Annotated in this window: 33 protein-coding genes; 17 read left to right on the plus strand and 16 right to left on the minus strand. The window is 61.7% G+C overall.

Annotated elements, in window-relative coordinates; all coding sequences use genetic code 11:
• The first annotated feature begins 193 nt into the window (after positions 1-193).
• A complete protein-coding gene (locus tag N2604_RS21140) occupies positions 194-397 on the plus strand; it encodes a hypothetical protein (protein WP_260370166.1) in 204 nt (67 codons plus the stop codon).
• A gap of 21 nt (positions 398-418) precedes the next feature.
• Here the strand turns inward: N2604_RS21140 and N2604_RS21145 are convergent, their stop codons facing one another.
• Positions 419-769, minus strand: coding sequence for a zinc ribbon domain-containing protein YjdM (locus tag N2604_RS21145; RefSeq protein ID WP_260370167.1), 351 nt, complete (start codon positions 767-769; stop codon positions 419-421).
• Positions 770-1,011: 242 nt separating this feature from the next.
• On the opposite strand from N2604_RS21145, the gene N2604_RS21150 reads away from it, so the two are divergent.
• The 11 genes from N2604_RS21150 to N2604_RS21200 all read left to right on the plus strand — a co-directional run bounded on the left by N2604_RS21150 (position 1,012) and on the right by N2604_RS21200 (position 8,148).
• On the plus strand, positions 1,012-1,464 hold the full coding sequence (locus N2604_RS21150; RefSeq protein WP_260370168.1) for a pyridoxamine 5'-phosphate oxidase family protein: 453 nt from the start codon (positions 1,012-1,014) through the stop codon (positions 1,462-1,464).
• An 82-nt stretch (positions 1,465-1,546) separates the two neighbouring features.
• Positions 1,547-1,906, plus strand: coding sequence for a cytochrome c (locus N2604_RS21155; protein WP_260370169.1), 360 nt, complete (start codon positions 1,547-1,549; stop codon positions 1,904-1,906).
• Between the two features lie 158 nt (positions 1,907-2,064).
• Entirely contained in the window at positions 2,065-2,592 is a 528-nt protein-coding gene (locus N2604_RS21160; protein WP_260370170.1) for a transposase, read from the plus strand.
• Between the two features lie 88 nt (positions 2,593-2,680).
• Positions 2,681-3,571 (plus strand): transposase, encoded by an 891-nt coding sequence (locus N2604_RS21165; protein WP_260370171.1) that lies wholly within the window; start codon positions 2,681-2,683, stop codon positions 3,569-3,571.
• A 199-nt stretch (positions 3,572-3,770) separates the two neighbouring features.
• Positions 3,771-4,175, plus strand: coding sequence for a VOC family protein (locus N2604_RS21170; RefSeq protein WP_260370172.1), 405 nt, complete (start codon positions 3,771-3,773; stop codon positions 4,173-4,175).
• 112 nt (positions 4,176-4,287) lie between these two features.
• A complete protein-coding gene (locus N2604_RS21175) occupies positions 4,288-4,923 on the plus strand; it encodes a cell envelope biogenesis protein TolA (RefSeq protein WP_260370173.1) in 636 nt (211 codons plus the stop codon).
• Between the two features lie 229 nt (positions 4,924-5,152).
• On the plus strand, positions 5,153-5,689 hold the full coding sequence (locus tag N2604_RS21180) for a helix-turn-helix domain-containing protein (protein ID WP_260370174.1): 537 nt from the start codon (positions 5,153-5,155) through the stop codon (positions 5,687-5,689).
• 281 nt (positions 5,690-5,970) lie between these two features.
• On the plus strand, positions 5,971-6,252 hold the full coding sequence (locus tag N2604_RS21185; protein WP_260370175.1) for a hypothetical protein: 282 nt from the start codon (positions 5,971-5,973) through the stop codon (positions 6,250-6,252).
• 81 nt (positions 6,253-6,333) lie between these two features.
• The gene (locus N2604_RS21190) at positions 6,334-6,666 is read left to right on the plus strand and encodes a hypothetical protein (RefSeq protein ID WP_260370176.1); all 333 of its coding nucleotides are present in this window, start codon (positions 6,334-6,336) and stop codon (positions 6,664-6,666) included.
• Positions 6,650-7,015, plus strand: a complete 366-nt coding sequence (locus N2604_RS21195; protein ID WP_260370177.1) for a nucleotidyl transferase AbiEii/AbiGii toxin family protein — start codon at positions 6,650-6,652, stop codon at positions 7,013-7,015. The genes N2604_RS21190 and N2604_RS21195 overlap by 17 nt, the downstream gene beginning before the upstream one ends.
• A 626-nt stretch (positions 7,016-7,641) precedes the next feature.
• Positions 7,642-8,148, plus strand: coding sequence for a hypothetical protein (locus tag N2604_RS21200; RefSeq protein WP_260370178.1), 507 nt, complete (start codon positions 7,642-7,644; stop codon positions 8,146-8,148).
• Positions 8,149-8,342: 194 nt separating this feature from the next.
• Here the strand turns inward: N2604_RS21200 and N2604_RS21205 are convergent, their stop codons facing one another.
• A complete protein-coding gene (locus N2604_RS21205; RefSeq protein ID WP_260376276.1) occupies positions 8,343-9,368 on the minus strand; it encodes a hypothetical protein in 1,026 nt (341 codons plus the stop codon).
• A 298-nt stretch (positions 9,369-9,666) separates the two neighbouring features.
• On the opposite strand from N2604_RS21205, the gene N2604_RS21210 reads away from it, so the two are divergent.
• The 3 genes from N2604_RS21210 (at position 9,667) to N2604_RS21220 (ending at position 10,650) form a co-directional block, all read left to right on the plus strand.
• Positions 9,667-9,879: a hypothetical protein gene (locus N2604_RS21210; RefSeq protein WP_244607659.1), complete on the plus strand. Its 213-nt coding sequence runs from the start codon at positions 9,667-9,669 to the stop codon at positions 9,877-9,879.
• 18 nt (positions 9,880-9,897) lie between these two features.
• Entirely contained in the window at positions 9,898-10,194 is a 297-nt protein-coding gene (locus tag N2604_RS21215) for a cytosolic protein (protein ID WP_100234502.1), read from the plus strand.
• Positions 10,195-10,359: 165 nt separating this feature from the next.
• Positions 10,360-10,650 carry a hypothetical protein gene (locus N2604_RS21220; protein WP_260370179.1) on the plus strand — a complete coding sequence of 97 codons (291 nt, stop codon included), beginning with the start codon at positions 10,360-10,362 and terminating at the stop codon, positions 10,648-10,650.
• Between the two features lie 181 nt (positions 10,651-10,831).
• On the opposite strand, the gene N2604_RS21225 is transcribed toward N2604_RS21220, so the two are convergent.
• From N2604_RS21225 to N2604_RS21240, 4 genes are all read right to left on the minus strand, one after another.
• Positions 10,832-11,395, minus strand: coding sequence for a phasin family protein (locus N2604_RS21225; RefSeq protein ID WP_260370180.1), 564 nt, complete (start codon positions 11,393-11,395; stop codon positions 10,832-10,834).
• Positions 11,396-11,696: 301 nt separating this feature from the next.
• Positions 11,697-12,212, minus strand: coding sequence for a ParB N-terminal domain-containing protein (locus N2604_RS21230; RefSeq protein WP_260370181.1), 516 nt, complete (start codon positions 12,210-12,212; stop codon positions 11,697-11,699).
• A gap of 143 nt (positions 12,213-12,355) precedes the next feature.
• Complete coding sequence (locus N2604_RS21235) at positions 12,356-12,604, minus strand: DUF2442 domain-containing protein (RefSeq protein ID WP_260370182.1); 249 nt, start codon at positions 12,602-12,604, stop codon at positions 12,356-12,358.
• The gene (locus N2604_RS21240) at positions 12,585-12,713 is read right to left on the minus strand and encodes a DUF4160 domain-containing protein (protein WP_260376277.1); all 129 of its coding nucleotides are present in this window, start codon (positions 12,711-12,713) and stop codon (positions 12,585-12,587) included. Before N2604_RS21240 ends, N2604_RS21235 begins: the two co-directional genes overlap by 20 nt.
• Here N2604_RS21240 and N2604_RS21245 point away from each other — a divergent pair.
• The gene (locus N2604_RS21245) at positions 12,654-13,376 is read left to right on the plus strand and encodes a class I tRNA ligase family protein (protein WP_260376278.1); all 723 of its coding nucleotides are present in this window, start codon (positions 12,654-12,656) and stop codon (positions 13,374-13,376) included. The genes N2604_RS21240 and N2604_RS21245 overlap by 60 nt on opposite strands.
• Before the next feature lie 250 nt (positions 13,377-13,626).
• On the opposite strand, the gene N2604_RS21250 is transcribed toward N2604_RS21245, so the two are convergent.
• The 10 genes from N2604_RS21250 to N2604_RS21295 form a co-directional block, all read right to left on the minus strand.
• Positions 13,627-14,601 (minus strand): VOC family protein, encoded by a 975-nt coding sequence (locus N2604_RS21250; protein ID WP_260370183.1) that lies wholly within the window; start codon positions 14,599-14,601, stop codon positions 13,627-13,629.
• A gap of 66 nt (positions 14,602-14,667) precedes the next feature.
• On the minus strand, positions 14,668-15,276 hold the full coding sequence (locus N2604_RS21255; protein WP_260370184.1) for a glutathione S-transferase family protein: 609 nt from the start codon (positions 15,274-15,276) through the stop codon (positions 14,668-14,670).
• Between the two features lie 14 nt (positions 15,277-15,290).
• Complete coding sequence (locus N2604_RS21260; protein ID WP_260370185.1) at positions 15,291-16,103, minus strand: ABC transporter permease; 813 nt, start codon at positions 16,101-16,103, stop codon at positions 15,291-15,293.
• Complete coding sequence (locus N2604_RS21265) at positions 16,103-16,903, minus strand: ABC transporter ATP-binding protein (RefSeq protein ID WP_260370186.1); 801 nt, start codon at positions 16,901-16,903, stop codon at positions 16,103-16,105. Before N2604_RS21265 ends, N2604_RS21260 begins: the two co-directional genes overlap by 1 nt.
• Complete coding sequence (locus N2604_RS21270) at positions 16,900-17,676, minus strand: ABC transporter permease (protein WP_260370187.1); 777 nt, start codon at positions 17,674-17,676, stop codon at positions 16,900-16,902. The genes N2604_RS21265 and N2604_RS21270 overlap by 4 nt, the downstream gene beginning before the upstream one ends.
• A 20-nt stretch (positions 17,677-17,696) precedes the next feature.
• Positions 17,697-18,722: an ABC transporter substrate-binding protein gene (locus N2604_RS21275; RefSeq protein ID WP_260370188.1), complete on the minus strand. Its 1,026-nt coding sequence runs from the start codon at positions 18,720-18,722 to the stop codon at positions 17,697-17,699.
• Positions 18,723-18,771: 49 nt separating this feature from the next.
• Positions 18,772-20,490, minus strand: coding sequence for an FAD-dependent monooxygenase (locus N2604_RS21280; protein WP_260370189.1), 1,719 nt, complete (start codon positions 20,488-20,490; stop codon positions 18,772-18,774).
• Between the two features lie 128 nt (positions 20,491-20,618).
• On the minus strand, positions 20,619-21,290 hold the full coding sequence (locus N2604_RS21285; protein ID WP_260370190.1) for a TetR/AcrR family transcriptional regulator: 672 nt from the start codon (positions 21,288-21,290) through the stop codon (positions 20,619-20,621).
• A gap of 416 nt (positions 21,291-21,706) precedes the next feature.
• On the minus strand, positions 21,707-22,663 hold the full coding sequence (locus tag N2604_RS21290) for a helix-turn-helix transcriptional regulator (RefSeq protein WP_260370191.1): 957 nt from the start codon (positions 22,661-22,663) through the stop codon (positions 21,707-21,709).
• A gap of 73 nt (positions 22,664-22,736) precedes the next feature.
• Complete coding sequence (locus N2604_RS21295) at positions 22,737-23,720, minus strand: helix-turn-helix transcriptional regulator (protein ID WP_260370192.1); 984 nt, start codon at positions 23,718-23,720, stop codon at positions 22,737-22,739.
• A 157-nt stretch (positions 23,721-23,877) separates the two neighbouring features.
• Here N2604_RS21295 and boxC point away from each other — a divergent pair, with 157 nt between their 5' ends.
• Positions 23,878-25,566, plus strand: coding sequence for a 2,3-epoxybenzoyl-CoA dihydrolase (gene boxC, locus N2604_RS21300; RefSeq protein WP_260370193.1), 1,689 nt, complete (start codon positions 23,878-23,880; stop codon positions 25,564-25,566).
• Positions 25,567-25,586: the final 20 nt, after the last annotated feature.

Raw genomic sequence — 25,586 nt, forward strand, 5'->3', positions numbered from 1 at the left:
ATGCAAACAGTCTGACCAAAACAGTCTTGCACGGAAAGGCACGCAGCACGTCGATTGTTCGGGCCACGGTGTGGCGGCGCAATGGCGCAAATCGGCGAGTGCGGGCTTTTCGAGGCAGGTGTTGCCGAAGTGCAACGCTGGGTTCCATTCGGCGTTGCCGCAACTTTGTTGTTGCTGGTGCGTTGGAGGCGCCATGACGCATCCCTCGCTTCGTCCCATGGACGCCTTCGACCCCACCGAGCCCGCCATCCTGCACGATCGTCTCTCCGACATGATCATTACCTGGACCGCCGATCAGGCAGATGACTACCGGCGCGCCAGCCGGCCCGGCGCGGATGGAACGGTGGCCTGGAAGAGCTTTCTCTTTGATGGCTGGGGCAACGTGCTCGGTGGCTGAGCACCTCCCTTGGAGCGCGAGCTACGCCTTCTTCACGAACTCCGACTTCAGATTCATCGCGCCGATGCCGTCGATCTTGCAGGCGATGTTGTGGCCGTCGCTGGCGTCCTGCAGGCGGATGTTGCGCACCTTGGTGCCGCCCTTGACGACCGAGGACGAGCCCTTGATCTTGAGATCCTTGATCACGATGACGCTGTCGCCGTCGGCGAGCACATTGCCGTTGGCATCGCGCACGCTCGCATCCTGCGCCGCATCCGAGGCTGCGTCCGCCGCGCCGCTCCATTCATGGCCGCATTCCGGGCAGACCCAAAGATCGCGGTCCTGATAGGCGTGCTCGGAATTGCAGGTCGGGCATTTCATCGTGTCGGTCATGACGGGTCTTGTCTCGCGGTTCGTTCGCGGCGCGACCCTAGAGGCGGGAACCGGGAAAGCAAGGAAAAGCTGCGAACGGCGCAGGGCCGGCGGCACCTGCCGGTGCGATACCACCGAGCGATGCCTGCTGACACCAGCGCGAGCCCTTCAATGAAGCAACGGCGCGCGTTGAGCTGCATCAACGGGCACTGCCCGCGAGGGTCGTATCGTCTCTTCGGAAATGACCACCGAAAGGCCGCGCGATGGACGACACGCTCAGACGAAAGATCCAGACCTTGCTGGACCAGCACCGCACGATGCGGATTGCGACCCTTCGCCCCGATGGCTGGCCGCAAGTCACGACAGTCGGCTATGCGAACGAAGGTTTGACCATCTACTTCCTCTGCGGCACCGACAGCCAGAAGGCGCAGAACCTCTCGCGGGACGACCGCGTGTCGCTGGCGATCGATGACGATCCGGCGCAAGTGATGGAGATCACCGGCCTGTCCATGGCGGCGCGGGCGGTGGCCGTGACCGATCCGGCCGAAGCCGAGAAGGCGATCGCGCTGCTGATGGCACGTTATCCCGAGCAGAAGGCCGCCGGCCTTCCCGTGCCGAAGCCGTCCGAGGTGCGGCTGATCCGTCTCACGCCGACGGTGATCTCGCTGCTCGATTATTCCAAGGGATTCGGTCACACCGATCTTGTGACGTGCTGAGGCGCTTTCTTGACGCAGATCAAGCTGGCCCTGCGGTGCAAATCTAGGCTGCTCGATCAGTCAATCGCGGTGAGGTTGGGCGATGTCGCACAGTGCTCGAATCTCCATCGGCATCGTCATCCTGATCGCGTTGTCGGTGCTGTTTCTCTTCAGCGTCGTCCACACCGCCGCCGGGGCGCCGAGACCCGGCTCGGGCGCGATCGCCGCAGGTCATCGCCTGGCGCAGGCCTGGTGTCAGTCGTGTCACGCGATCGAGCCGCACATGGCCGGGTTCTTCGACGAGGCGCCGAGCTTCCAATCCATCGCCGACCGCAGCGGCACCACCGCGCTGTCGCTCAAGGTGTTTTGGCGGACCAGCCACCAGAACATGCCGAACCTCGTGATCTCGCCGGAGCAGGCCGAGGTGCTCGCGGCCTACATCCTGAGCCTGAAGGGCAATTGAGGGCCGGGCCAAGATTTTTTGAAAACAACCCCATGCACAGTAGCGATCCCCATGGAATCGTGCGGGTTTTGTTTTCCTTCGGTAATACCGAATAAAATTTGACCCGTCGAGGCTGGGCAAGAACGTCGTTTTTTGAGAGTTGATGTAGGATTCGTCTTATGGCGAATCGCACATTCAAGACCGGCGAGAGCCGGGAGCAACCCAGTCTTCTGCCTGCGCGGATTGAGGACTATGTCGGGCCGGACAATCCGGTGCGGGCAATCGAGAGCTTCGTTTGCGCGCTCGACCTTGCAAAGCTTGGTTTCGGTAACGCGGATCGTGGCGCGGAAGAAGTCGGGCAGCCGCCGTATGATCCTGCCGATCTGCTGAAGCTCTATCTTTACGGCTACATCAACCAGGTCAGGTCGTCGCGACGGCTAGAGCGGGAATCTGGCCGCAATCTGGAGCTGATCTGGCTGCTGAAGGGACTGAAGCCGGGTTATCGGACGATTGCCAACTTCCGCAAGGAGAACTGGAAGGCGCTGAAGGCCGCGAACCGCAGCTTCGTGCTGCTGGCTCGGGAGCTTGGGCTTGTGGGCGGCACGATCGTAGCGATTGATGGTTCCCTGTTCCACGGCGACGCCAGCAAGGCTTCCATCTTTACGCGCAAGCGGCTTGGCGAGCAGATCGCGAGGAGATGGCGGTGATATCGCTGCGAAGGTCGCGGCGCTGATGGCGAAGCGTTCACGTGCCGAGGCCGATCTGGCTCGGCTGGAAGAGAGTGGCGAGACGCAAATGTCGCTGACGGATCCGGACGCCCGGCTTCTGGTCAAGAATGGTCAGGGCATTGCAGGCTACAATGTGCAGACCGCGGTTGATGACAAGCACAAGCTCATTGTCGCGAGTGAGGTAGTCAACGACAGCAGTGATGTTCGACAGCTCTCTGCGATGGCCAAGGCGGCCAAAAAGGCTCTTGGAGCCGAGACACTGCAGGCGCTGGCCGATGAGGGCTATTACAGCAGTGTCGAACTGAAGGCCTGCGAGGACGAGGGTATCATTGCCTATGTACCGCTGCCCGAAGGTAGCGCGCGGCTCGAGAAGCAAGGCCGCTTTGCGCTCAAGGACTTCAACTATGATGGTGCAACCGACACCTACCGTTGTCCTGCGGGCCAGCCGCTGCATCCGTTCAAGAGCAGACAAAAGAACACCAGCGGCCGCATTGAGATCCGTTACGCGGCCCGTGTAGCAATCTGCAGGAGCTGCCCGCTCAAGGTCCGCTGTCTCTCACCGACCACCACCTACCGGACCATTGGTCGCTGGGAGCATGAAGATGTTCTCGAACGCCACCGCGCACGGATGCAGGGTGCGGGCGAGCTGATGCGTCGTCGTTCGGGGATTGTCGAGCATCCGTTTGGCACGCTCAAATGCCGTGCCGGCTATCGTCATTTCCTGGTCCGCGGCTTCGACAAGGTCCGCGGCGAATGGAGCCTGATGGCGCTCTGCTACAATTTCACCCGTGCGCTCAACATCCTTGGATTTGACGGGTTTCTGGCTGCCCTCGCAAAGAGGCTTGCTGTTTGCCAATGTATCTTCGCAGCCCTCCTCCAGCACATCCTGGTTGCTCCAGAGCCTCTCTGGACCAATATCCGACCGCCGCTCCAAATCGGCCGCTTCGTTCCGGCATGAGCCCGCCAACGACCAATTCTTGCCCAGCCTCGTCGGGCAAAACAATGGCATGATGCGATGGTGGCGCTCGTCCGTTGCGGGGTGCTTCATGAGCGCAGCGGATGGAGCGCAGTCGGGGACGTCGGGTGCGGCACCATCCCGGATTACGCTTGCGCTCCAGCCGGGCTACGCTCGCTCCGCAATCTGCGACGAGCCCCTCATGAGCTTTCTCCTCAACATCGACGTTCCCGACGTGGCGAAAGCCACGACGTTCTACACTGAAGCCTTTGGCCTCACGGTCGGCCGCCGCTTCGGGGCCGACTTCGTCGAGCTGCTCGGCTGGCCGGCGCCGGTGTATCTCCTGACCAAGCAGGCCGGCACGGTCGGCGCCGGCGGCGACCGCCGCCGCTATGAGCGGCACTGGACGCCGGTGCATATCGACGTCATCGTCGACGATGTCGACGCAACCCTCAAGCGTGCGCTCGCTGCGGGTGCGATCCTCGAGGCGGACGCGCGCGATGCGCCTTATGGGCGGATCGCGATGCTCGCCGATCCGTTCGGGCACGGCTTCTGTCTGCTGGCGTTCAGCGCGCAAGGCTACGACGCGCTGCTGGGACGTGCGTAGCCTGGATGGAGCGCGAGCTTAATTCGGGGCCGAGCCTGCGGCACCCCGGATTGCGCTTTGCTCCATCCGGGCTACGCTCGCTCGCGGAAAGCTGCGCCGACATCGGAGCGACATGCCAAAGAAACTGAAGACCTACCAGACCTCGCTCGGCTTCTACGATCAGGCGATCGCCGCGCCCTCGATGAAGGCGGCGCTTGCCGCATGGGGCGCCAGCTCCAATCTGTTCCATCAGGGCGTTGCGAAGGAGACCGACGATCCTGATGTCGTCGCCGCGACCATGGCGAAGCCGGGCGTGGTGCTCAGGCGCCCGGTCGGCTCGGATGGCCCGTTCACCGAGAGCGCGGAGCTGCCGACCGTTCTTGGCGAGGGCGAGGCGAGGCCCAGGAGAAAATCGAAAGGCAAATCGGGATCGCAGAAGCGTCCTGCCAAGACGGCCCGGACAGCATCCCGCGAGATCCATGATGCAACGGCCCGCAAGGCCGCCGCGGCCTTCGAGAAAGAGGAGCGACGTCGCGAGGCAGCGCGTGCCAAGGAAGAGGCCGCCCGCGCCAAGGAGCGCGCGCGGCGCGACAAGGCGGTTGCCGCGGCGGAAGCGGCGCTCGACGAGGCAAGGCGCGAGCACGAAGCCAAGGCCGAGGCGATCGAAGCCGAGCGCACCGCACTCGCCGCGCGCGCCGAGGCCGAGCAGGAGCGCTGGGACAAGCAGAGGAAGAAGCTGGAAGAGGCCCTGCGCCGCGCGCGCGAATGAGAGGCAAGTAGCCCGGATGAAGCGCAGCGCAATCCGGGGGCGGTCGTGCAACGACGCAACGCCGGTCCCGGATTTTGCTTTCGCTCCATCCGGGCTACCCGCTCTTCGCCGATACGATCGTCGGGAGCAATTCATTTACCATGGCTTCGGCCGTCGGTTCAAAGCTTAGCAGTATGGAGAACCTTCTGCGCTATCTTCGCCCAAATAGATTCGTGCTTCGGGAGCCGTCATGAGCGATCATCGCGCCGCGGTCAGGCATCACACGCTGAGGACGGGCATCGTCGAATTCGACAACGGCAGCGGCAGCACCCTCAGCGTGCCCTGCACGATCCGCGACGTCTCCGGCACCGGCGCGCGCGTGGAGCTCAATGCGTCGCTGTGGGTCGCCGAGCAGTTCACGCTGATCTTCAGGAGCGGCCTGCGCAAGGGCTGCCGCATCGCCTGGCGCAAGGGCCGGCTGATCGGCAGCGCGTTCGCGGACGGCTATGCGAGCGCGGACGAACAGGCGCTGATGATGACCGCGGAGGAGCAGACCCGGCACCGCCGCGGCATCGGCGCGCGCGTCAAGGCGGCGCGCGAGGCCCGCGGCTACACCACGGCGCAGCTCGGCGAGCACCTCAGTGTCACGCCTGCCTTCCTGGCGCAGGCCGAGCAGGGCGAGGCGGACATTCCGCTGTACCTGCTGATGCATATCGCCGATTTGCTGATGGTCGGTCTCGACCGGCTCGTGGCGGGCGCCGCGCCCGAGGAGGTGGATGCGGCGTAGGGTGGGGCGGTCCGTCACCCCGTCTCCGTCCGTTCGCGTTACGCTTGCTGAATGCCAGAGCGCGCGCCTCGTCCTTCGAGACGGCGCTGGCGCGCCTCCTCAGAGGGTGAGGCTCAGCGGGATCTTCGCGTGCTGAAGCTGCTGCCGCGCACTCTGCCCTCATCCTGGGGAGCCCGCTCAAAAGCGGGCGTCTCGAAGGATGGCCGCAGAAAAATCTCGCGCGAAATTTGCTTGCCTTGCCTGGCATCCTTTTGCACTCTTTGAGCGAAGGAGACCAACGCATGACAAAGATGACCGCCGCCTGCGCGCTCGGAACCGCCCTGGTGCTGAGCAGCCTTGCAACATCAGGTGCGGAGGCGAAGGCGCGAAAAGCCGTCGTCGTTCGCGCACCACAAGAGCGGCTCATCGTCACGGCGCCCGTGCTGCGGCCAACGCCGTGGGATTACAACATCGTCCCGCGCTATCGCTATCGCCCGGAGGACGACAAGGTCGATCCCTACGGCCCGCCCTTTGTGCCGTCCTACGTGCGCTATGAGGGATGGCGCTGGCCGTATTGGTGGTAGGCACGGCGCAAGGGCGCCCTTTGCCCTACGGCACTGGGCGGCACCGGTTGAGACTTTCCCCGAATTCCCCATATTGCGGGAATGTCGAAGGATGCGCTCGCGAACCTGACCTCAGCCGTGACGACGATCAACACGCCGATGCCCGTCGGGATCGACGAAGCGACTCTGCTCGCATGTCTGAAAGGGGAGATTTTCGAGCGCAAATGGCGCGTGCACGTGCAGGCGTTGTTCGACGAGGTCGATGTTTCCGTCATCCATCAGCTGGTGGTTGATCATATCGTGACGTTCGACGAATTGTCGAAGGCCATCGACGCCTGGCAGGTCACGGAGTCCGAGAATGAGAGATGGGTCAGGGAGATGGCTTCCTTCGAGATGGGAAGATCTCCTGGAAAAGGCATTGGTCGCGCTCGATAGTCTGGAGGGCGGTGCCGGACCGTGGACGTTCGGCGGCGGCACCGCGCTCGCGCAGATCCTGGGTCACCGGATCAGCTACGACGTCGATATCTTTCTGGACTCGAGCACGGCCTTGAAGAAGCTCGCGCCGAATGTGAACCCGGTGACGAAGTCGCTGTGTGATACGTGGCAATGGCCTGGCAGGTACCTGAAGCTCATCCTGCGCGACGTCGGTGAAATCGATTTTCTGAACGCCCCGTCCTACATCGACAATCCGACCTATGAACTGAAATTCGGCGCGCGCAGCATCGCGGCGGAGCGGCCCGCGGAAATCGCGACCAAGAAGCTGGTCTATCGCGCATCGACCTAGACGGCACGCGACGCCTTCGATCTCGCCGCGATCTTTCTGCATGATCGTTCAGCGCTGGGCGAGATCGCGCAATCTCCCGCCGTCACCGACTCGGTCGTGTCGTCTGCGCAGAACCGGCTGAACCTCGCGAAGCACCAGTATCAAGCGGAGATGAGAAGCCTGATCAACGCGACACCACGGGGGGAGGAGTTCATCGATAGAGCTTGCGAGATGGCTCTAGAGGCGCTTGCGGAGATTCGCGATTTGATTCCTAAAAGATGAAGTGGATTAATGATGTGACGAATCGGCCGGCGCCCACGCAGAACCGAATACTCGCCGATGGCGTGAGGCGCCGCCGATGACAGGTTGTGCGCGTGCGGCAGCCCTCGATTCCGCCACGCTCGATCCGGGCCAGTCTCGTTGAGCAATTGGTGCGGACAGGCCAGGTGCTTGAGAAAACGACATTTCTCCAGCTGGTGCGCGGACAAGTTGAATTTTGATGGCTCGTCATCTCTGCGTGCAGAGCTTCGATTAGGAAAAAATGGCAAAGTAGAGACTGTCAAGAATACATTGAGGTAGAACGGCACTTATCCCCGTAATAAACCCAATGCTGCTTGGGGTTCTGGGCGCGTATTGGGAGGACAGTCATGGCAAGTGTCGAACAATTGCACAGACGGGACGGAGTGAACTTGGTCCAACTCGAAGCCGACATCAGTTCGATCCGGTCGGGAAGCTCCATTACTTCAATTAATCTGCCTGATTACGTCGAGCACACCGCGGGCGTGTCGCGCGTCGGTGCGCTCAGTGCAGAAGCGGTCATTCGCGACTATGAGTCCGCTGCAAAAGAGATCGAGGCCATGGGCACCGAGTTGATCGACGCCGCGCAAAAATGCGAGGCGCTGACGGCCCAGGTTCATGATGCGATCGCCTTCATGCGAGAAACGGCGGCGGGCTATCGTGAAGAGGGACGGAAGATCTTCAAGCGTATCGAAGAATGCGCGCTGTTCACCGAAGACGTTCGCAAGACCTGCGAACAGGTCAAACGCAGAATGACTGAAGTCTCCGTTGGCCCATCGTCCGATGAGGAGCTTGCGCCGCAGGAGCCCGAGCTGACGGGGATAGCGGCCAAGGTGACGATGAGCGAAGTACGGTGAGGCGGGCGTAGGTCCGTAGGGTGGGTTGGCTCCGCGACTGCGCAAAGCGCAGCCCGCTGGCGTAACCCACCCTAAGGCACGCCTGTAGCCCGGATGAAGCGAAGCGCAATCCGGGGACTTGCCCCGAGCTGCACTGGTCCCGGATTACGCTTCGCTCCATCCGGGCTACGCTCTCAAGCAGGCCCCTTGCGGGCTCACCAATCCGGATCGCCGTAATAAGGGCCGGCCATATAGGGCGGCGGCATCCAGGGGCCTCGCGGCGGCGGCCTGGGTCGCCGTGGCGCGGCGTCCGGTACGTGCGCCCGGGCACGCGCAGCCGCATCGTTGTTCACCACGCTGCGCACGACGGGCTTGGCGGCTGCAGAGGCGGATGACGCCGATGATGCGCTCAGCTGCGTTTGCAGCGCCTGAACCTGCGCGGCGAGGCGCGCATTGTCCGCCGCATCCTTCTCCTGCGCGGCCTTGAGCTGCTCGATGGTGGCGGCCTGGTCGCGCAGGGTCTGCTCGCTGCGGCTCTTCAGCTGCTCGAGCTTGCCGTTGATGTTCGCAAGCTCGCTCGTGATGGCCCTGAGCGATTGCGCGAGCTCGGACGATGACGGCTCGGCCGCCGTGGCGGCAGGCTTCGGAGCGCTTTCCGTCTCCTTGGGTCCCGGCGGCGCAGGCACCGGGCTCGGCTCGTCCGCGGCCGCCAGCAGCACCGTCGCCGGCTGCGCCGGGCTTTCCGCCGTGGACGTTTGCGTGGAACTGCTCGCGGCCGGCGGAGCCCATCGCGCCATGATCGACTTGCTGATCGATTTGGCCTCGTCGCCATATTGCGATGCGACGGCGGCACCGAGAAGGCCGATCGCCATCACGAGAATAGCCAAAGCCCGCATCATGGCCCGGTCTCCCCTCAGGCCCTGATCGCGAGGCTTGGTATTTAGAGGCTTGGCATCAGCCGCCGCCTTGTTTGCGGAAGTGGCGGCTGCCGCCGCAGCGGCGCTTGCGTGCGAGGTCCGCGGGGGCTCGCTGTTGCGTTCCATTCCGGAAACCAGCCGGTCCAGCCGCGCAAGGTCTTCTTCTGCGCTCTTGATCCGGTCGTAGGCCCGCGCCAGCCCACCGTCGGCGCGCGCCGCATCCGACTTGGCGGTACCAGGCTTGGCGCTATCAGGCTTGGCGCTATCGGTCTTGCCGGTATCAGGTTTGTGGTCGTTCGTGTCAGGCACCGATGCGCTCTCCATCCGGTCGGGCGTCAATGGGAGGCAGTCCGATCTTTGGGAAGGATAAGTCTCGCCGCTGTCCGACACAACGCGTGTGCAAAGGAGAAATTATGGCGGGCTCGGCGCACGATGCGCGACACGGCGCTGTCGTGCGATCGCTTTGAATCTTCTGGCGCTGAAACAACCGGGAGCAGTTTCCCCCGGTATCCCTACGACGTGCTATGCTATCGTGGGAGGAACCGCAATGAGGGTCCCTACCGCGATACTCGCCCTGCTTCTTTCAAGTCCGGCCGCCGCCCAAGAGTGCCAGACATGCGCAATGGCCGACGCCTGCATGAAGGAATACGCCAAGACGACGTCGGAGGCCCAACGGGCCACTAAGCAAGGCATCCGGGATTGGAAGCAGAATCTGGACAGAAAGGCCTCTGCAGAATTGTCCAGCAGGGGCATCCTCGCATTGCAAGACGCCATGGAGGCGCAGGTTCGTACCGAGCTGGAGCGCCTGAAGGAGTGCCTGGCGAAGATCAGGTAGGGTGCAAAGGAGGATCCGATGAAATCGCTTTTGCTGCTTACGGCGAGCGGTCCGCTGCTTGTTCTCACCTCGCATGAGTCCCTGAACGATCTGAAACTTCTTGGGGTGCTCAGGCAAAAAGGTATCGGCAAGTTCGTCGCGTTCGAGGTTCCCTTGTCGCTCGCCAGGGAGCGCTACGGTGGGCACTTTCAGGCGGTTGAAAGCAACCTGCACGAGACCGATGATTTGAGAGTGCTCGACTTCAATGGCCAGCGGGTGTTTCAGCTCTTTCGTTTCGAGGAGCTCGGCTCACCGATCCTGATCGAACAGTCGTGATCGGTTTTGCCCTGCGGCATGCTCTGTTGCGAAAAACCCGTTCATGGCGTTGCGGCGGCCAAAGGGACCAGTCGAGCAGCGCTGGTCGCACCATGAGCGTTCGCTGAGGGGAACGGGCGCTGGTTCATTCCGTTTCCTTTGAGGGGCTTGTTAGAGGAGGACAACATGAAAGCAATGATCATCGCGCTTTCGGCTGCCGTTGTCATGGCTACAGCCCCAGCCGTGTTTGCTCAGGGTGTATCGAGCAAGACGCCAGGTCATCAGATGCAGCAAACGGGTTCCAAGACGGGCGAGCCGGGCGCTTCCAGCTACGCTCCTGGGCACAAGAAGAAGCAGCACGCGAAGTCCACGAAGAGCACCACCCCCGGCGCGTCGAGCTACGCTCCAGGACAAACTACAGGTCAAACCACGGGCGCGAGCACGAGGCCGACCACCGGCTCGAAGTCAGGGTACTGAACTCCAGGCGGTCCTTTAGTCGTAGGGTGGGTTAGCTCCGCGACGGCGCAAAGCGCAATCGCTCGGTGTAACCCACCTCCGTCATCCCGGTGCGCGGACCATCAACGAATGATGGGTTTCGCAAGGATATTGCCCATCCCCGGGGCCTCCGGCCCCGCGGCGCCGCAATACGCAGCTGCCGTTAGTGACGTATCGCGCGGATTTCGAGCGTCGTCTGGGTGAGCCTGGCCACGAACCCCTCGAGATGCATGACCCTTTGTCTGGTCAATTGTTCATGCAACTCGGTGATCTTCTGGGATTCGGTGACAAACGAATCGCACGCCTGTTTCGCGTATTCCATCTGAAGCTCAAAGGCCTCGACGGGTGAACGCGCCATCGCGAGCTTTCCCAGGAAGCTCCAGGCTTGCTCAAGCGACGTCCTGATGTAGTCGCTATAGGCGTCGGCAATCGCCTGCGTGCTGGCCTCCAAGGGTTCGACCGGTGCGACGGGTGGGCTCGCAGCGATCGCCATCCCGGAAGCCTCGTCCGGCAAGGCTGCAGCCGAAGGTATCTCCGCACTGATCGGTCGGCTCGGCTCTTGCTCGACCTTTTGCTCGGTCTCTTGCCTGATCTCCGCCGAGGCTTCCGGCAATTGATGCGCTGCACTTGCGGGTTGCTCGCCGGCCCCGGCGCGTTGTCCGGCCTTCTTCTTGCCGCCGCGCCGGCCGGATTTTCCCGTTGGTTTGTTTCCCACCGCACTCAACATTGCAAATGGCTCCTGAATATCGATGAAGCCGCGAGCCTCCGTCGCGTTTGCGCTGAAATCGCGATTGTGGGCTGTCGCTTGCGTGGCGGCGATGTGGCGAGATATTGCCGATGCATTTTTGATTCATCCAAAAGGCGGCCGATCCAGAAACTTGCGGGATCGCCGCCTTTGTTGCCGCCTTAGCATAGCTCGTAGGATGGGTAGAGCGTAGCGAAACCCATCGACTGCCACCATCCAATGATGGGTTTCGCAAGTGCTCTACCCATCCCACGGGCTGCACTAGAAATTCCGGAGCCGACAATCAATAGCGGCCGCCGCTGCCCTTTTGCTGCGTGATCCAGTCCGACAATGATTTGGGTTTCGATTTCGCGGTCCGGCCCAATGACGCCTTCGGATTGTCGCGGACGCCTTTCGCCGGACGGGTGCGCGGCGCTTCCCTTGCGTGGACGCCCTTCAAGGCAGCCGCTGATGCCTCTGCGGCTTCCTTCTCGAGGCGCAACTGTTTCAATCGCGCCATCTTGATGCGCTCTGCCTCGACTTCGGGTCGCTCGGCGAGCTGCGGCTTGTGCTCAGCAAACTCCGCCGTGACGACGACCCCGAGAATGGTCGTCTCGCCGAGCGCCTTGCAGGCCTCTAACCGATGCAGTCCCTCGACCAGAACCAGACGGTCTCCGTCGCGCCGAACGGAAATGGGGGCCTGTTGTCCGATGTCCAGAATACTTTCCGCGATCTCCGCGACGGTCTCGGGCTTGATAGCTTTCCTCTGCTTCGTGGGAACGAAGATCTTCTCGATCGGGAAGCTTTCCGGTTTGGGCATAACTTTACTCCGCTTCTACCGGGCCCGTCGGAACCCATGCCGGTGGGGGAGGGAGTTTAGGGGGAAGGGGGCGGCCGCAAAGGCAATTTGGCGAGCCGCGTCACCTTAACCGCGGGCGGCTCCTATCGCGCAGATCTGTTCGCCTACGCAGCATGTTCGGTGGATCGCGTGACATCGCCGTGCCCTGCGAGAAGGCCCGCGATCGAGATATCTTCGTCCAGCGCTTCCCAATGCAGGCCGACGCGGCTGAGTTCGACTTGCTCGCGTTCGGCAGGCTTTGCGTGCATCAGGCGCGGAAACCAGGCTAGCGGAACACCGAGCGTCCGGCCGTCCGACAGTTCGACCCACATCGTGTGTTCGTCGAAGCGAACGCTAGTTGCCGAAATGGTCATGCCAAGCCTTCAGGAGTAGATCGCGGTTGTCTTCGACGACGTGCAAGATATTCGAAAGTTCCCGCGGATTAAAGCCGTAACTGTCCGCAATCGAGATGGCAGGTTCCAGCCAGATCTTGGCGTCCTTGCCGCCGCCTTTGACATGAATGTGGGGCGGCTCGGGCGGCTGACCGCGAACGCGCCGGAAAGCTCAGATGCCGATTTTTCCTTCGCCAGGTTCGCGGCTGACGTCGACCACGACCTCGCGGACACCTTCGGCAACCTGGTTCAGCGCGTTCTAAGTTTCGTCGCCGCGCGCTACGACGGCGTTGTGCCAGACGGGCCGATCGATCCCGGCCTGCCGGAGCAGTTGTCCGGCTTGCTAGATCATTTGCGGGATCGTCACAACGCTCTGGCGTTGCGCGGAACGGCCGACGCTGTGCGGGCGATCTGGAAGGCGGCCAATGTCCATCTGGTCGAGAAGGCGCCGTGGACGCTCATCAAGACAAATCCAAGTAGCGCGGCCGGCGTGGTCCGGACCGCCGTGAACCTGATCGGCATCTGTGCCCGGGCAGCGTGGCCGATCATTCCAGAGGCGGCGGAGAGGGTGCTTACGGCAATTGGCGACCTCGACGAAGTGCCGGCCTTCCCCTCGGCGGAGTATCTGGACCGAATACCGGCCGGACGCCGGATCGAACATCCGGGACCACTATTCGCAAAACTTGGGTCAGAATGGGCTGAGACACAGAGCCAGAGGTTCACCGGATCGCGGGAAGTTCATGGCGCTCCTTAGGGGGAATCGCCGTGATAATGGATGGCTGAGTTCGAACAGAGTGCCAGGATCTCGGCGGGCGGCTTTCCATCCTGCGCAGCATCATCGCTGCGACGGGCGCCTCGCAGTCCCGTTCCGTGATGCACATCGGATTGCAGCAGCGTGTTGGCAAAGCTCAAGATTCCGCCTATCAGCCACAGGCGAGGGATCGGAATGCCCGCCAGCTCATCTCGCCGACGCGATTGCGCCCGCCGTCGTACTTATTCCTGGCTTACACGGGCTCTTGCGCCACGACCGAGGCGAGCCAGGCGCAGTTCGGATCCGGGACCCTCACGCCGCGGGCTGCAGCATCTAGTCGAATGTTGCGCATGCGAACTCGCTGCTCCTCAGGAAGGTGCAGTCGCTCATGACCCCATAGACTCGGCCCGTCAAAGGTTTCGAAAGGCTGCCATGTCCCGGGGTCGATCACTTGCGCGCCCCAACCGTACTCCACGAAGAAGTCAGACGGCGAGTGAGCATAGAAAGATGTCATGTGATCGTTCGTGTGCCGACCAAGCGTATAGGCGATCCGCCCCTCTTCGAGCTGGGCGAGATCATAGCCTTGTCCCACATCGTCGAAGCTCTGCATCTCGACCATGAAGTGGTGGAAACTGCGTTTGCCCGAACCGACCATGGCAAAGCTATGGTGGCGGCCGTTGACGTGCAGGAAGTAGAGCGGGTATGGCGACAGACCGTAGTCCGTGACGCGGAAGCCCAGGAGATCACGGTAGAACGGCAACAGATCATCCACCTTGGCGACGTTCATCACGACGTGCCCCATTCCGAGAGGGCCGGTCTTGAAGCCCGAGATGGGCCGGCCTGGCTTGAACGGGTCGGGCGAAATCTCCTGTCCATGAAACACTTCCACCCGGTGGCCGCCCGGATCGCGAAATGAGATGAGGTCCGCGACATGGCGCTCATCCGCGAGCGCGCGCGTCCCCTTGGAAACAGCCACACCGGCGTTATCCAGACGCGCGGACAACTCGTCGAGATCCGCCTTGTTTTCGGCCTCCCAGCCGAGGAAGCCGAGACCATCATTCTCAGCGCCGGTCACGACAAGCCTCTGCTGTCGATCGTCCATGCGAAACGCCCGAACCTTGGCGGCTGCATCGACCTTCTGCATCCCGAGCAGCCGCGTCGCGAAGCTCTCCCAGTCCTCAAGCTTGGTCGATTCGACGCCCACGTAGCCCAATGATTTGATTGCCATGACCGTTTCCTCCGCCGTTTTCCAGATCGATGCGTCGCCTTGCTTGTCCGCGCCAGCGTCGCTGGCCTAAAGGTCTATGCCTTCCGCTGCGAACACACGTCGCGCGGAAGGGCGAGATTTGAATTCGCTCCACCGAGCGGCGCACGCCGGCGGGACGTCGAGCTTGAGACGCTCGCAAGCCCAGAAAAGAGTGTAGAAGAGCGCGCCATCGGCGAATGATGGCCCTGTGTTCTGTCGCAGGTGACGATCGACGACGAGAAATCCTTCCTGGATGATCTCCCGGCCACGCGCCTGGGTCGCCTCATGATCCGCCTCGGCCATCGCAAATTTGCCCGGACGAAACGCGCGCGAGAAGCCCTGCATGTGGATGGTCGAAACGATGAACTCGGTCAGCTCACTTGCGCTCAGCAGCGTCTCCGGGCCAGCCGGCATCAGGCCTGCCGAAGGCGTCTGTTCGGCGAGATATCGCGCGATCACGGGGAATTCGGTGAGCACCGACCCGTCTGCACGTTCGAGCGCCGGCACTTTGCGTTTCGGATTGACCGCTGTGTACCAAGCCTGAAAATTCTCTCCGTTGCGAATATCGACCTTCCGCAATTCGAAACGGCGCCCGATTTCTTGCAGCAGATAGTGAATGCCGATCGAGCAGGCGCCGGGCGCAAAGTAGAGCTTCATTATTCGTCTCCCGATTAATGCAAAACGACATCCCGATCGACCGGACGCCACGCAAGACAACGCCGCTGCAAAGCCATGAGCACTGCGTCGGACGCGAAGACGATGAGTACGATCAAGGTTATGCCGGCATAGACGCCCGCAATGTCCACGGAGTTGTAGGATTGCTCGATGTAATGACCTACGCCGTTTTCAGCCGCGAGAAACTCGCCAACAAGCGCGGCATTGATGGCCCATGGAAGCGCGGCCCGCAGCGCCGTCCACACGAACGGCTGGACGCTATTCCAGATCACCTCGCGCGCCACTTCGAGCTTGCTTGCACCGAAGATCGATACTGTCTGGACGAGGTTCGGGCCGATGGATCGTATTCCGGCTGATGTCGCGACGAAGACCAGGAAGAAGGTCATCAAAGCAACGAGCACAATCTTCGATCCAAGGCCGATACCGAACCAGAGTATTAGAATGGGACTCAGCGCCAGCTTAGGAATTCCGACGGCTGCTCGGGCGAACGGCTCGATGACCGCCTGAAGCCGCGCCGACAGTTGGACGAGAAACGGCAGCAAAACACCGAGACCCGCACCCAATAGGAGCCCTATGCCAGCCTCTCCTGCAGTTGTCGCCATCATCGGGAAGAGATCCCGGTTCGATATTAGCTCCATGACTCTCTGGAGCGTGGCTTGCGGCGTCGCGACAAGCGTCGGATATGCCCGCGCGGCCGCCAGCCACACCCCGACTAGCACGACGGCGACCGCTGTTCGCACAATGAATAGCGGCGACGGAACGATCGCCGGCTGTGGCTTTCCTGCCGAGATGATTGACGAATTCGGCATCAAACTTGCGCCCTGATCCGGCTAAACAGGCCCGGGAACTGCGGGGCCGTCACGATGCTATCGAGGGCTCTGGGCCGCGGGATATCGATGACGTGTTCGCCTCGGACGCAGGCGGGCGACTTCGTCAACGTTATCGTCCGGTCTCCAAGGGCGATCGCCTCATTGATGTCGTGGGTGACGAACAGGATCGTTTTCTCTCCTCGTTGCCACAACTTGACCAGATCCGACTGAATATGGAGCCGAGATTCGGCGTCGAGCGCCCCGAATGGCTCGTCCATCAGGATGACCGGCGGATCGTAGGCCAGCGTTCTGATGATGGACGCACGCTTGCGCATGCCACCGGAAAGTTGGTGAGGGTAGTATCCTTCGAAGCCACCGAGCCCCACTGTCGCGATCAATTCGTCGACGCGCGCCCTGGTCTCTCTGTTGAGCCGACCCTGGACCATGAGGGGATACTCGACATTCTCCCGCAGAGTCCGCCAGGGCAAAAGATTATCGTCCTGCATCACATATCCGATGCGACCGCCGCATCCCGGAGACGGCTTGATGCGGCTCGAGTCATTGATGACTTCGCCGCGAAACCTGATCTCTCCTTTCGAAGGAATATCGATCTGGGCGATCATGTTGAGCAATGTCGATTTGCCGGAGCCTGATGGTCCGATCAGCGTGACAAACTCACCTTCGTAGAGCGCAAACGACATGCCCTCGACGACCCAGCGATTGCCGTCTTTGCTCTGTTCTCGGAAGCGTTTGCCGAGATTGCAAACATCCAGGAGCGGCTTACTACCGTTCAGTCTCATGTGAGGCTTCCCGAACTAATGCCTTTGGAATGAGGACGCTTCCAGGCCAGCAGGCGGTCGTGCAACCGATCGATGCCGACGTTGGTGACGGCCACGACTAGCGCGAGGGCTGTTACCGCGGCGAGCGCACCCGTCACCTCGAAATTTCCCGCGGAAAACTGCACCAGATAACCCAAGCCTCGGTTCGAGGAGATCAGTTCGGCAATCGCCGCTCCGCCAATTGAAAGAGGCAACGTCACCTGCACCGCCTGAAAAATGAACGGCAAGGCAGAAGGCCAGACGATGGTGCGCAACAACTGCGCTTCACTCGCGCCCGCAACCTTTGCCATTCGGAGCAGGCGAGGATCGACCCCCCGAACGCCCTCCATGGTGCTGAAGAACACGAGGAAGAAGCTCACGCTCGCGACGAGGGCGACCTTGCTCCAGATGCCGATTCCAAACCATATGATGAAGAGGGGAATGAATGCGACCTTCGGCAACCCGTATCCGATCAAGATGAATGGATCGAGCACCGCCGTCGCGAATGGCTGCTTCCGCAGCACGAACGGAAGTGCCAACCCTGGCAATCCGCCGATGACAAACCCCAGGACGGCAGCCAGCAGCGTATAGGCGGCATTCGCACCCAGGACGCCGTTGAGCGACCAGCGATACAGCTGCTGCGCAACGAGAAGCGGCGAACTTATCGCCTCTGGCCTGGTCCAGACGCTTGCTGCTTGCCAAGCAAGCAGCAGCATGGCTCCGAATGCGATTCTGTCGAAGGTTGCTCTATTCATGGGTTCTATTCCGCCGCCCTCTACGGGGTGAACGCTGTTAGATAAAGTTCTGCCTCGGGGGGCAGTTTGGCGTCCGGAGGAATGATTCCGCTGATCCGATCGAAGGCGATGACGTTGTCCAGCATCGCGCTCGTCAGCTGCATGTCCGGCTGAGCGAACGGGGCAAACACTTCGTAGGATGCCTTCAGGATATCGGGCTCCATCTTGTCGAACGATTTGCCGAGCGCCTCCAGGCTCGCGGATCGGTCCGTTTTCATCAACGCGATTGCGTCCTTCAGAGCCGCCACGAACCCCTGACAGCGCACCGTTTCGGCATCGCAGTAGCCCGGCCGAACCAGAACGACGTTATATGGAAAGGGCTTCAACTCGGGGAGAGATACCTCGGGCCCCGACAGCCATCGAACACCGCCTTCTTTGACGGCCAGAAGAGAGAACGGAGGCGAGAACACCATAGCATCGATCGTGCCTGCCTTGAGCGCTGCGACCATCGCGGGGGGCTGTAGCGCGGTGATCGTGAAATCGGTCTCCGGGTTCATTCCCGCCTTGATCGCGACAAACCGCAGGAAACTGTGAGGCAGACCGTTGATGGCATCGACCCCGATGGTGAGTCCCTTCAACGCACGGATTTTCGCCATTGCGTCGGCGTTGGGGGCCATTTCCAGCTTTTTGGCTACGGTGTCGCGGATAACGATATCCGTCGTGAAGCGATCTTGCGTATTGGCTATCGCCACTAACTTCTGATTGCGGACCGCGGCCGCAATTTGGATACCTCCCGAGATCAACGAGAAGTCTGCGCTCTTGCCGAGCATCGCGTTGATCACGCCGGGTCCGGCGACATAGATGACCTTGGGCTCGATGCCATGCTGGCGAAAGAAGCCGCGCTCCTGCGCGATGTAGAGCGGCGCGAATAGGAGGGACTGAGCCGGCAAGGCAATTGTCGTCGGGACCAGCGATTGTGCGACCGCCTGCGAAGATCCGTGCAGGGCGCTCACAGCGATCATCGCAAGACTGAATGCTCGTCCTGCGCAAAACATTCCTGTGTTCATTGAGTCCCTCCCTGGCATTTTTGTTTTGTTTGATAGGTCTGCATTGTTCTCAAGCGGCGGATGGCTCCTCGTCGCTTCTGACGTCCGGCCCGGCCAAGGCCGTCCTAAGAGCCCGATCGATGAATTTCGCTGGATCGGGCACTGCGTGAGAGCTGCGCGCGGCGACGTAGCCGTCGGGTCTGATCAGGACCATCCCGCGCGGACCGATGCCGTAGGATTGAACAAAGGAGCTGTCTTGAGCGATGCAGTCGCCGCCCGTGCCGATGCTGCAGCAGCGCCCTGGAACACGAAGCTCCGCGGAAACCTCGGCAAAGGCGCGCTGCCAATCGCCCCCGTCGGGGGTCGTCAGCAACAGAAAGGAGCCGGCACCGGTAAGATCGATCGTCGACAATTTGCCATTTGGCCCTTGCAGCCAGAGATGGGGTGCGCGGTGGCCGGGACGGGCAACCGGTTCGTAATGTTCGATGCGGAAGGGTGGGGCCGACGTCCCGTCAGGCGATATCCATCGGGACGAATAGGCGTGACCGAATGTCTGGCCTATGTAGTCAAAGTGCTCGCGAAGGCTCGGGATCACTTCCCGGATATGACGCTCTGCTGCCGCCGAATCCGGGCCCTCGAGCATCTTGGCGATCGGGCTGTCGTGCGTTGCCATCCCGGAAAGACCACTCTCCGCCATCTTCATTGCGTTGTGAACGCTCTGCTCGATATTGGTCTGAGCGACAGGACGGCGCTCCTCGTTATAGCTTTCGAGAAGCGAGGCCGGAGCGTTGCCGCGCAACACGTAGGCCAATTTCCACGCCAAATTGTGCACGTCACCAATGCCGGTGTTCATTCCTTGCCCGCCCGTCGGCGGCAGCGGATGGGCGGCGTCCCCCGCGATGAACACGCGACCTTGGCTGAACTGGTCCGCAAGACGAGCCTGCATCCTCCACGGCAGGATGCTATGAATCTCGAGCGGGACGTCGTCCGAGCCGATGGCTGCGCGCACGATCGCTTCGCAGCGCTCGGTCGTGAACGACTCGACGCTTTCCTGGTCCGGATCGAAGGCGAAATTGTACGTCCAACGTCGCCGGCCATCGAGGGCAATGAGCACTCCGCATGTCGCGGCGTTGTAGATCCACCACAGTAAATAAGGCCGCTTTTCGACGAACTCCCATAGGTCGGCCTCGAAGTAGATGCCGATCTGTCGGCCGATTCGTCCTCGTCCCGTCATCTCGACGCCGAGGCGCTCTCTCACAAAGCTGCGCGCGCCGTCCGCGGCAATCACGTAGCGTGCGTCGATCAAGAGGTCGCCGGCCCCCTGGCGACATTCGAGCCGCACACCATCAGGCCGGGACGCGAGTTCTTCGAGCTCGGTGGAGAACAGCACTTTGACGGGCGCGAAGCTTCGCGCAACATCAGTCAAGATCGGCTCAAGCACGTCCTGAGGGCATGAGGTCTTGCGGCTTGGACTGGCGGCTTGATGTGCCCGGTCGCGGTCGGGAATGCCCCGTGTCGCCAATACCGCGATATCCGGCCCTGTCAGCCGGGACAGGAAGGAGACTCCCGCATTGCGCTCCGGAGGCAATCCGGCTTTTGCTACTGGCTCTTCGCAACCAATCGATCGGAAGATTTCCATCGTACGCGCGTTGACCACATGCCCACGCGGATGAACCGATGTCGACGCATTCCGCTCGACGAGAATCGTGTTCACGCCCAACGAACCCAGCAAGGCGGCAGCCGTCAGACCCACCGGTCCGCCACCGACAATTGCCACTTCGGTCTCCATGAGACCTCCTCCCGATCGCCCGTGAATTATTTTTCGCGACCGAGAACCAAGCGTAACTTTGACTGTCAGTCAATAAAATTTTGACTGACAGTCAATGATGCGGCGCGAGACGTCCGACCAACCCTCTATCAAACCGATGGAATATTCTTTTCTCCAAGAAGCTCGGCGTTGGCGACCGCAAGCGGGAAAAGCCGAAACGCCATCTCGACGATGGCCGCCTTGTTCTTTATTTGCCCCTGAACCCAGGCCAGAACAAGTTCATCGAAATAACCAAGCCAGGCTCGCGTCGCGACAGCAAGTTCAAGCGAGGGCGCAGTCACGCCATAAAAGCTCAGGACCAACCGAATTCCGTGGCTGCGCGAACGTTCCCAAATGTCTTGGATTGCCGCAGTCCCACCACCGCGCGAATGGAAGACGTAATCGACGCGGCGTCGATAGACCTCCTCCATATGCGCGACCAAGAAGCTGCGGAGCTTTTCGGGAGCCGACCCCGCGAGTGTCGCCTGTAGATGAATCCGATCCAGGCGGTCGGCGGCAGCTTGTGAAATTTCCTCGTAGAGTTTGGCCTTCGAGCCGAAGTAGTGGAACGTGAGTCCGTGCGCCACCCCCGCTTCGCGGGCAATATCTTCCGCTGAGATCTCGTCGAACGGGCGTAGGGTAAACAACCTGGTTGCAACTTCAAGGATTCGGTCGCGAGCCGGAGTCTCGGCGCGTTTTTCTTTCGTGCAGTGACCACCGGTTCGACTCAGCCATTGAACTGTGACGGCATGACGTAACCATTTAGATTGACGGCGAGTCAACCGATGCGCGCCGTGTCACGCCGGCTGATGGGCTGGCCGCCGACGTATTTTGCGGCGCCGCGATGCACACGCCGGTCGAGGTCACGCTGCAAGCGCTGGCTGCCTATCCAGCACGCGGGATGAATGACGCATGAACGTGGGCGCCGCGAGTAGTTCCTCAAGTCGGTCTCTGATCTCCACCTCGAGCTTTTCGCTGTTGGGCGGCGCGTGCACGATCGCGGCGGAGATCAGCAGTCGCACACTCTCGCCCAACTCGTCGCCGTCCCTAACTGGCGTCGCACGCGTCCGCCAGTTGTGCCTCTTTCCAGGCCCGAACCCTTCCTATCCGACCACGCCACGCACTCTACAGCGGGCTTTCCGTGAGCGGTTGGATAACAGCAGATCCCAGTCTAGAGAGCGCGCCGAAAAGACTGAGATCAAAGGATCTCCAGTTTCCGGACGGCCGTAAGCAGATCCCACTTGCTTTGATCGGGAGAGCGGCCAGTTGTGTCCACGGCGGCTTCTGCTTTCGAGTAGAGCTCCGCTCTGCTGGTCAGAATGGAGTTGAGCTCTTCCATCGCTTTGGGATTCCCGCTCATGGGACGAAGATCACCCTGGTTACGCACCCGTTCCATGTGATCTTCTGGCCGCGCCTTGATCCAGATTGTGTGGAAGTAACGCAATAGATAGCTGAACGTCTCGGGCTCGGCGACAATTCCCCCAGCGACCGCAAGCACCGTTTGATTGGACGTCGCGACGATGCGCTCGAGCGCGTCGCGCTCCAGCCGTCGGTAGCCCTCCTGACCATACAAAGCCATGACTTCCGCGACAGGCATCCCGCTGATTTCCTCGATCTCCTGGTCGAGCTCGAGGAAGGGAAGCGAGAGCTCGTTGCTCAGCATCCTACCGAGGGTTGATTTTCCGGCGCCGCGTAGCCCAATGAGGCAGATCCGCTTCTCGCGCAATCGGGCCGGATCGCCGGGATCCAAGATCTTCATCACCCGGCGGCGCTGCTCTTGCGTGGCCCTCCGGAAAAGCTCCGCGGACCGGACGGTTTCCGATTTCCAAGGGTCTTCGGCTCCAACCAGCCACTCGATTCGATGATCGAGAGCTTCGGACACGCGCCACAACAGCGCAATCGAGATGTTTCCAGTTCCGCCCTCGAGATGCGCGAGGTGTCTTAATGAGACCTGGGATAGCTCCGACAACGCACGACGCGAGATGCCTCGCCGCTCACGCGCCTCGCGCACGCGCTCCCCAACCAGGGCGACGAACGCTTTCGCGTTGGTTTCCAGCCGAGCCTTTCTCTCGCTGACACTCTTGTTGGTTCGGGACTTTTGTGCCGTTTTCATGCGCGCGGGCGGAGGAGGAGCCTTGGAGGAAACCTCCAACATACAGCAAAGATCGCTTTTCAAGCAGCGCGCCGCAACCTTTTCCCCGCCAAAGGTCGGGCAGTCGGACCGCTGGTCAGGTCGAGTTCAAGGCCCGATTTCGCGACTGCCAGGGACAACCCGAGAGGCAGTAGCATCGGATGATTCGCAACAGCCGTGTCGCGCAGTCCGTCACCGTTGCGTCCGATGTATCGAGCGTCACGCGCGCGCGTGCGTAAAACTCTTCCCGGCTCTGCAGGATTGTGATCAGTTCGTCCATCGCGGCCTTGTCTGCGGCCATGGGGCGAAAGTCGCCCTGTGCGCGCACCCGGCCCATATGTTCGGCCGGAGTCGCCTTGACCCACACCGTGAAGAAGCCCGCAAGCAGGCGCTCGAAGGTGACGGGATCGGCCACGATGCCGCCGCCGGCAGCCAGGATCACAGGACCTGGTTCAGCCATGACTCGTTCCAGCGCGGCCTGCTCATAGCGACGGTAGGCGTCCTGGCCGTAGAGCGAAAACACCTCGGCAACGGAGAAGCCGGCCTCGGCCTCGATCTCGCGATTGAGTTCGACGAATCGCCAGCCGAGCTGCTCGGCGACCATCCGTCCCAGGGTCGACTTGCCTGCGCCGCGCAGCCCAATGAGCGCGACCCTGTCAACGTGAACCGCCTGGAGTGCAGCGGTTGCGTCCTGTTCGCCGGACAGCAGGGCCTTGATGCCATCGATCACTCTCGGCTCGGCTTTTCGGATCAGCTCCCGCAGCAAGATCCAATCCTTGGGCTGGTGGTCCGGATCCGCAACGAGGTCTTCGACCGGCAGGCCTGCGGCATCCGCGATGCGCCGCAGCAGCATGATCGAGATGTTGCCGAGCCCCGCCTCGAGCTGCGCCACGTAGCGCTCTGACACGCCGGCTTCGCGCGCCAGGACCTTGCGCGACATCCCGCGAATCGCGCGTACGGACCGCACCCGCCTACCCAGTGCGGCCAGGTAGCCATCGAGCGCGCGATCGTCGTTTGGCAGCGCTGCGCTGCCCTCCGTCGAATGAATCTGCCGGTTTGACCGGGAAATCAGTTCAGCCATCGAATTTGCCCTGTATGTGCATAATAATACATCTAAATTGCCTGTTTGCGCAAGCTGTCTAAGTATTATTATGCAATTTGTAACGATTTTCTTCTGGACAGTGCATAATACTGCACTATAAAGAGTGCAGGCATGTAACATTGTGCAGGGAGCGAACATGGCGGCCGCAAAGCGAAAGCTCGCGAACGGGAAGGACTTCATCGACTTTCAAACCGACCCATCCCGCTATCGCCATTGGAGGCTGTCGGTCGCGGGCGAGGTGGCTACCCTCGCGATGGACGTCGACGAGAATGCCGGTCTCTTCGAAGGCTATCAGCTCAAGCTGAACTCCTACGATCTCGGGGTCGACATCGAGCTTGCGGACGCCCTGATGCGCCTGCGTTTCGAGCATCCCAACGTCAAAGTCGTGCTGCTGCGTTCGGCCAAGGACCGCGTGTTCTGCGCGGGCGCGAACATTCGCATGCTCGCCGGCTCAGAGCACGCGCACAAGGTCAACTTCTGCAAGTTCACCAACGAAACGCGCAACGCGATGGAGGATGCAAGCGAGCATTCAGGCCAGCGCTTCATCACTGTCGTCAACGGCACGGCCGCCGGCGGCGGCTACGAGCTCGCGCTTGCGACCGACCGCATCATCATGATCGATGATGGCTCGACCGCCGTGTCGCTGCCGGAAGTGCCGTTGCTCGCGGTGCTGCCCGGCACCGGCGGTCTCACGCGGGTCGTCGACAAGCGGATGGTGCGTCGTGATCATGCGGATTTCTTCTGCACCATCGAGGAGGGAATCAAAGGCAAGCGCGCCGTTCAGTGGAGGCTGATCGACGAGCTCGTTTCGCCCACGAAGCTCGAGGATCGTGTGAAGGCGGTCGCGGCCGAGACCGCCGCGAAGTCGCCGCGCCGCGCGGCGGCCAAAGGCGTGACGCTGACCGCGCTGGATCGCAAGTTCCGCTCCGATGGCGCCGACTATGGCCATGTCCGCCTGGACATCGATGGCGCGCAGCGGATTGCGACCATCACGATCCGCGCGCCGGAGGCCGGCGCTCCCGCGACCGCAGAGCACATGGTGGGGCAGGGGGATCGGTTCTGGCCACTGCAAAGCGCGCGCGAATTGGATGATGCAATCTTGCACCTGCGCAACAACGCCTTCGAGGTTGGGACGATCATCTTCAAGACGGAAGGCGATCCCGCAATCGTCCGCGGTTATGACGAGTTCCTGGAGGCGCAGCGCGAGCACTGGCTGGCCCACGAGATCCTTCACTACTGGAAGCGCGTGCTGAAGCGCGTCGACGTTACGTCACGAACCCTCGTAGCAGTGGTCGAGCCCGGCTCCTGTTTCGTCGGCACGCTCGCCGAGCTCGTCTTCGCAGCCGACCGCTCCTACATGCTGCTCGGCCAGATGCAGGGCGACAACCGCCCCGCTCCGAGGCTCGTGCTGACGGCTGGGAATTTCGGCGCCTATCCAATGTCGCATGGCCTTTCGCGGCTGCAGTCGCGCTTCCTCGCCGACCCAGAAAAAACTGGTGCCCTGAAAAGAGAGATTGGTCGCGCGCTCGATGCAGAGGAAGCGGAGGAACTCGGGCTCGTCACGTTTGCCCTCGATGATATCGACTGGGCTAACGAGCTGCGCGTCTTCGTGGAGGAGCGCACCAGCTTCTCGCCGGACGCTCTCACCGGCATGGAAGCCAACCTGCGCTTCGCAGGTCCCGAGACGATGGAATCCAAGATCTTCGCGCGGCTGACCGCCTGGCAGAACTGGATCTTCCAGCGGCCCAACGCCGTCGGCGATGACGGGGCGCTCGCGCGCTACGGAACCGGACTACGCCCCGCTTACGACATGCGGCGCGTCTGACGCGCCGAGCCTTCCGCAAC

The organism is Bradyrhizobium sp. CB1015 (assembly GCF_025200925.1).
Lineage (GTDB): Bacteria > Pseudomonadota > Alphaproteobacteria > Rhizobiales > Xanthobacteraceae > Bradyrhizobium.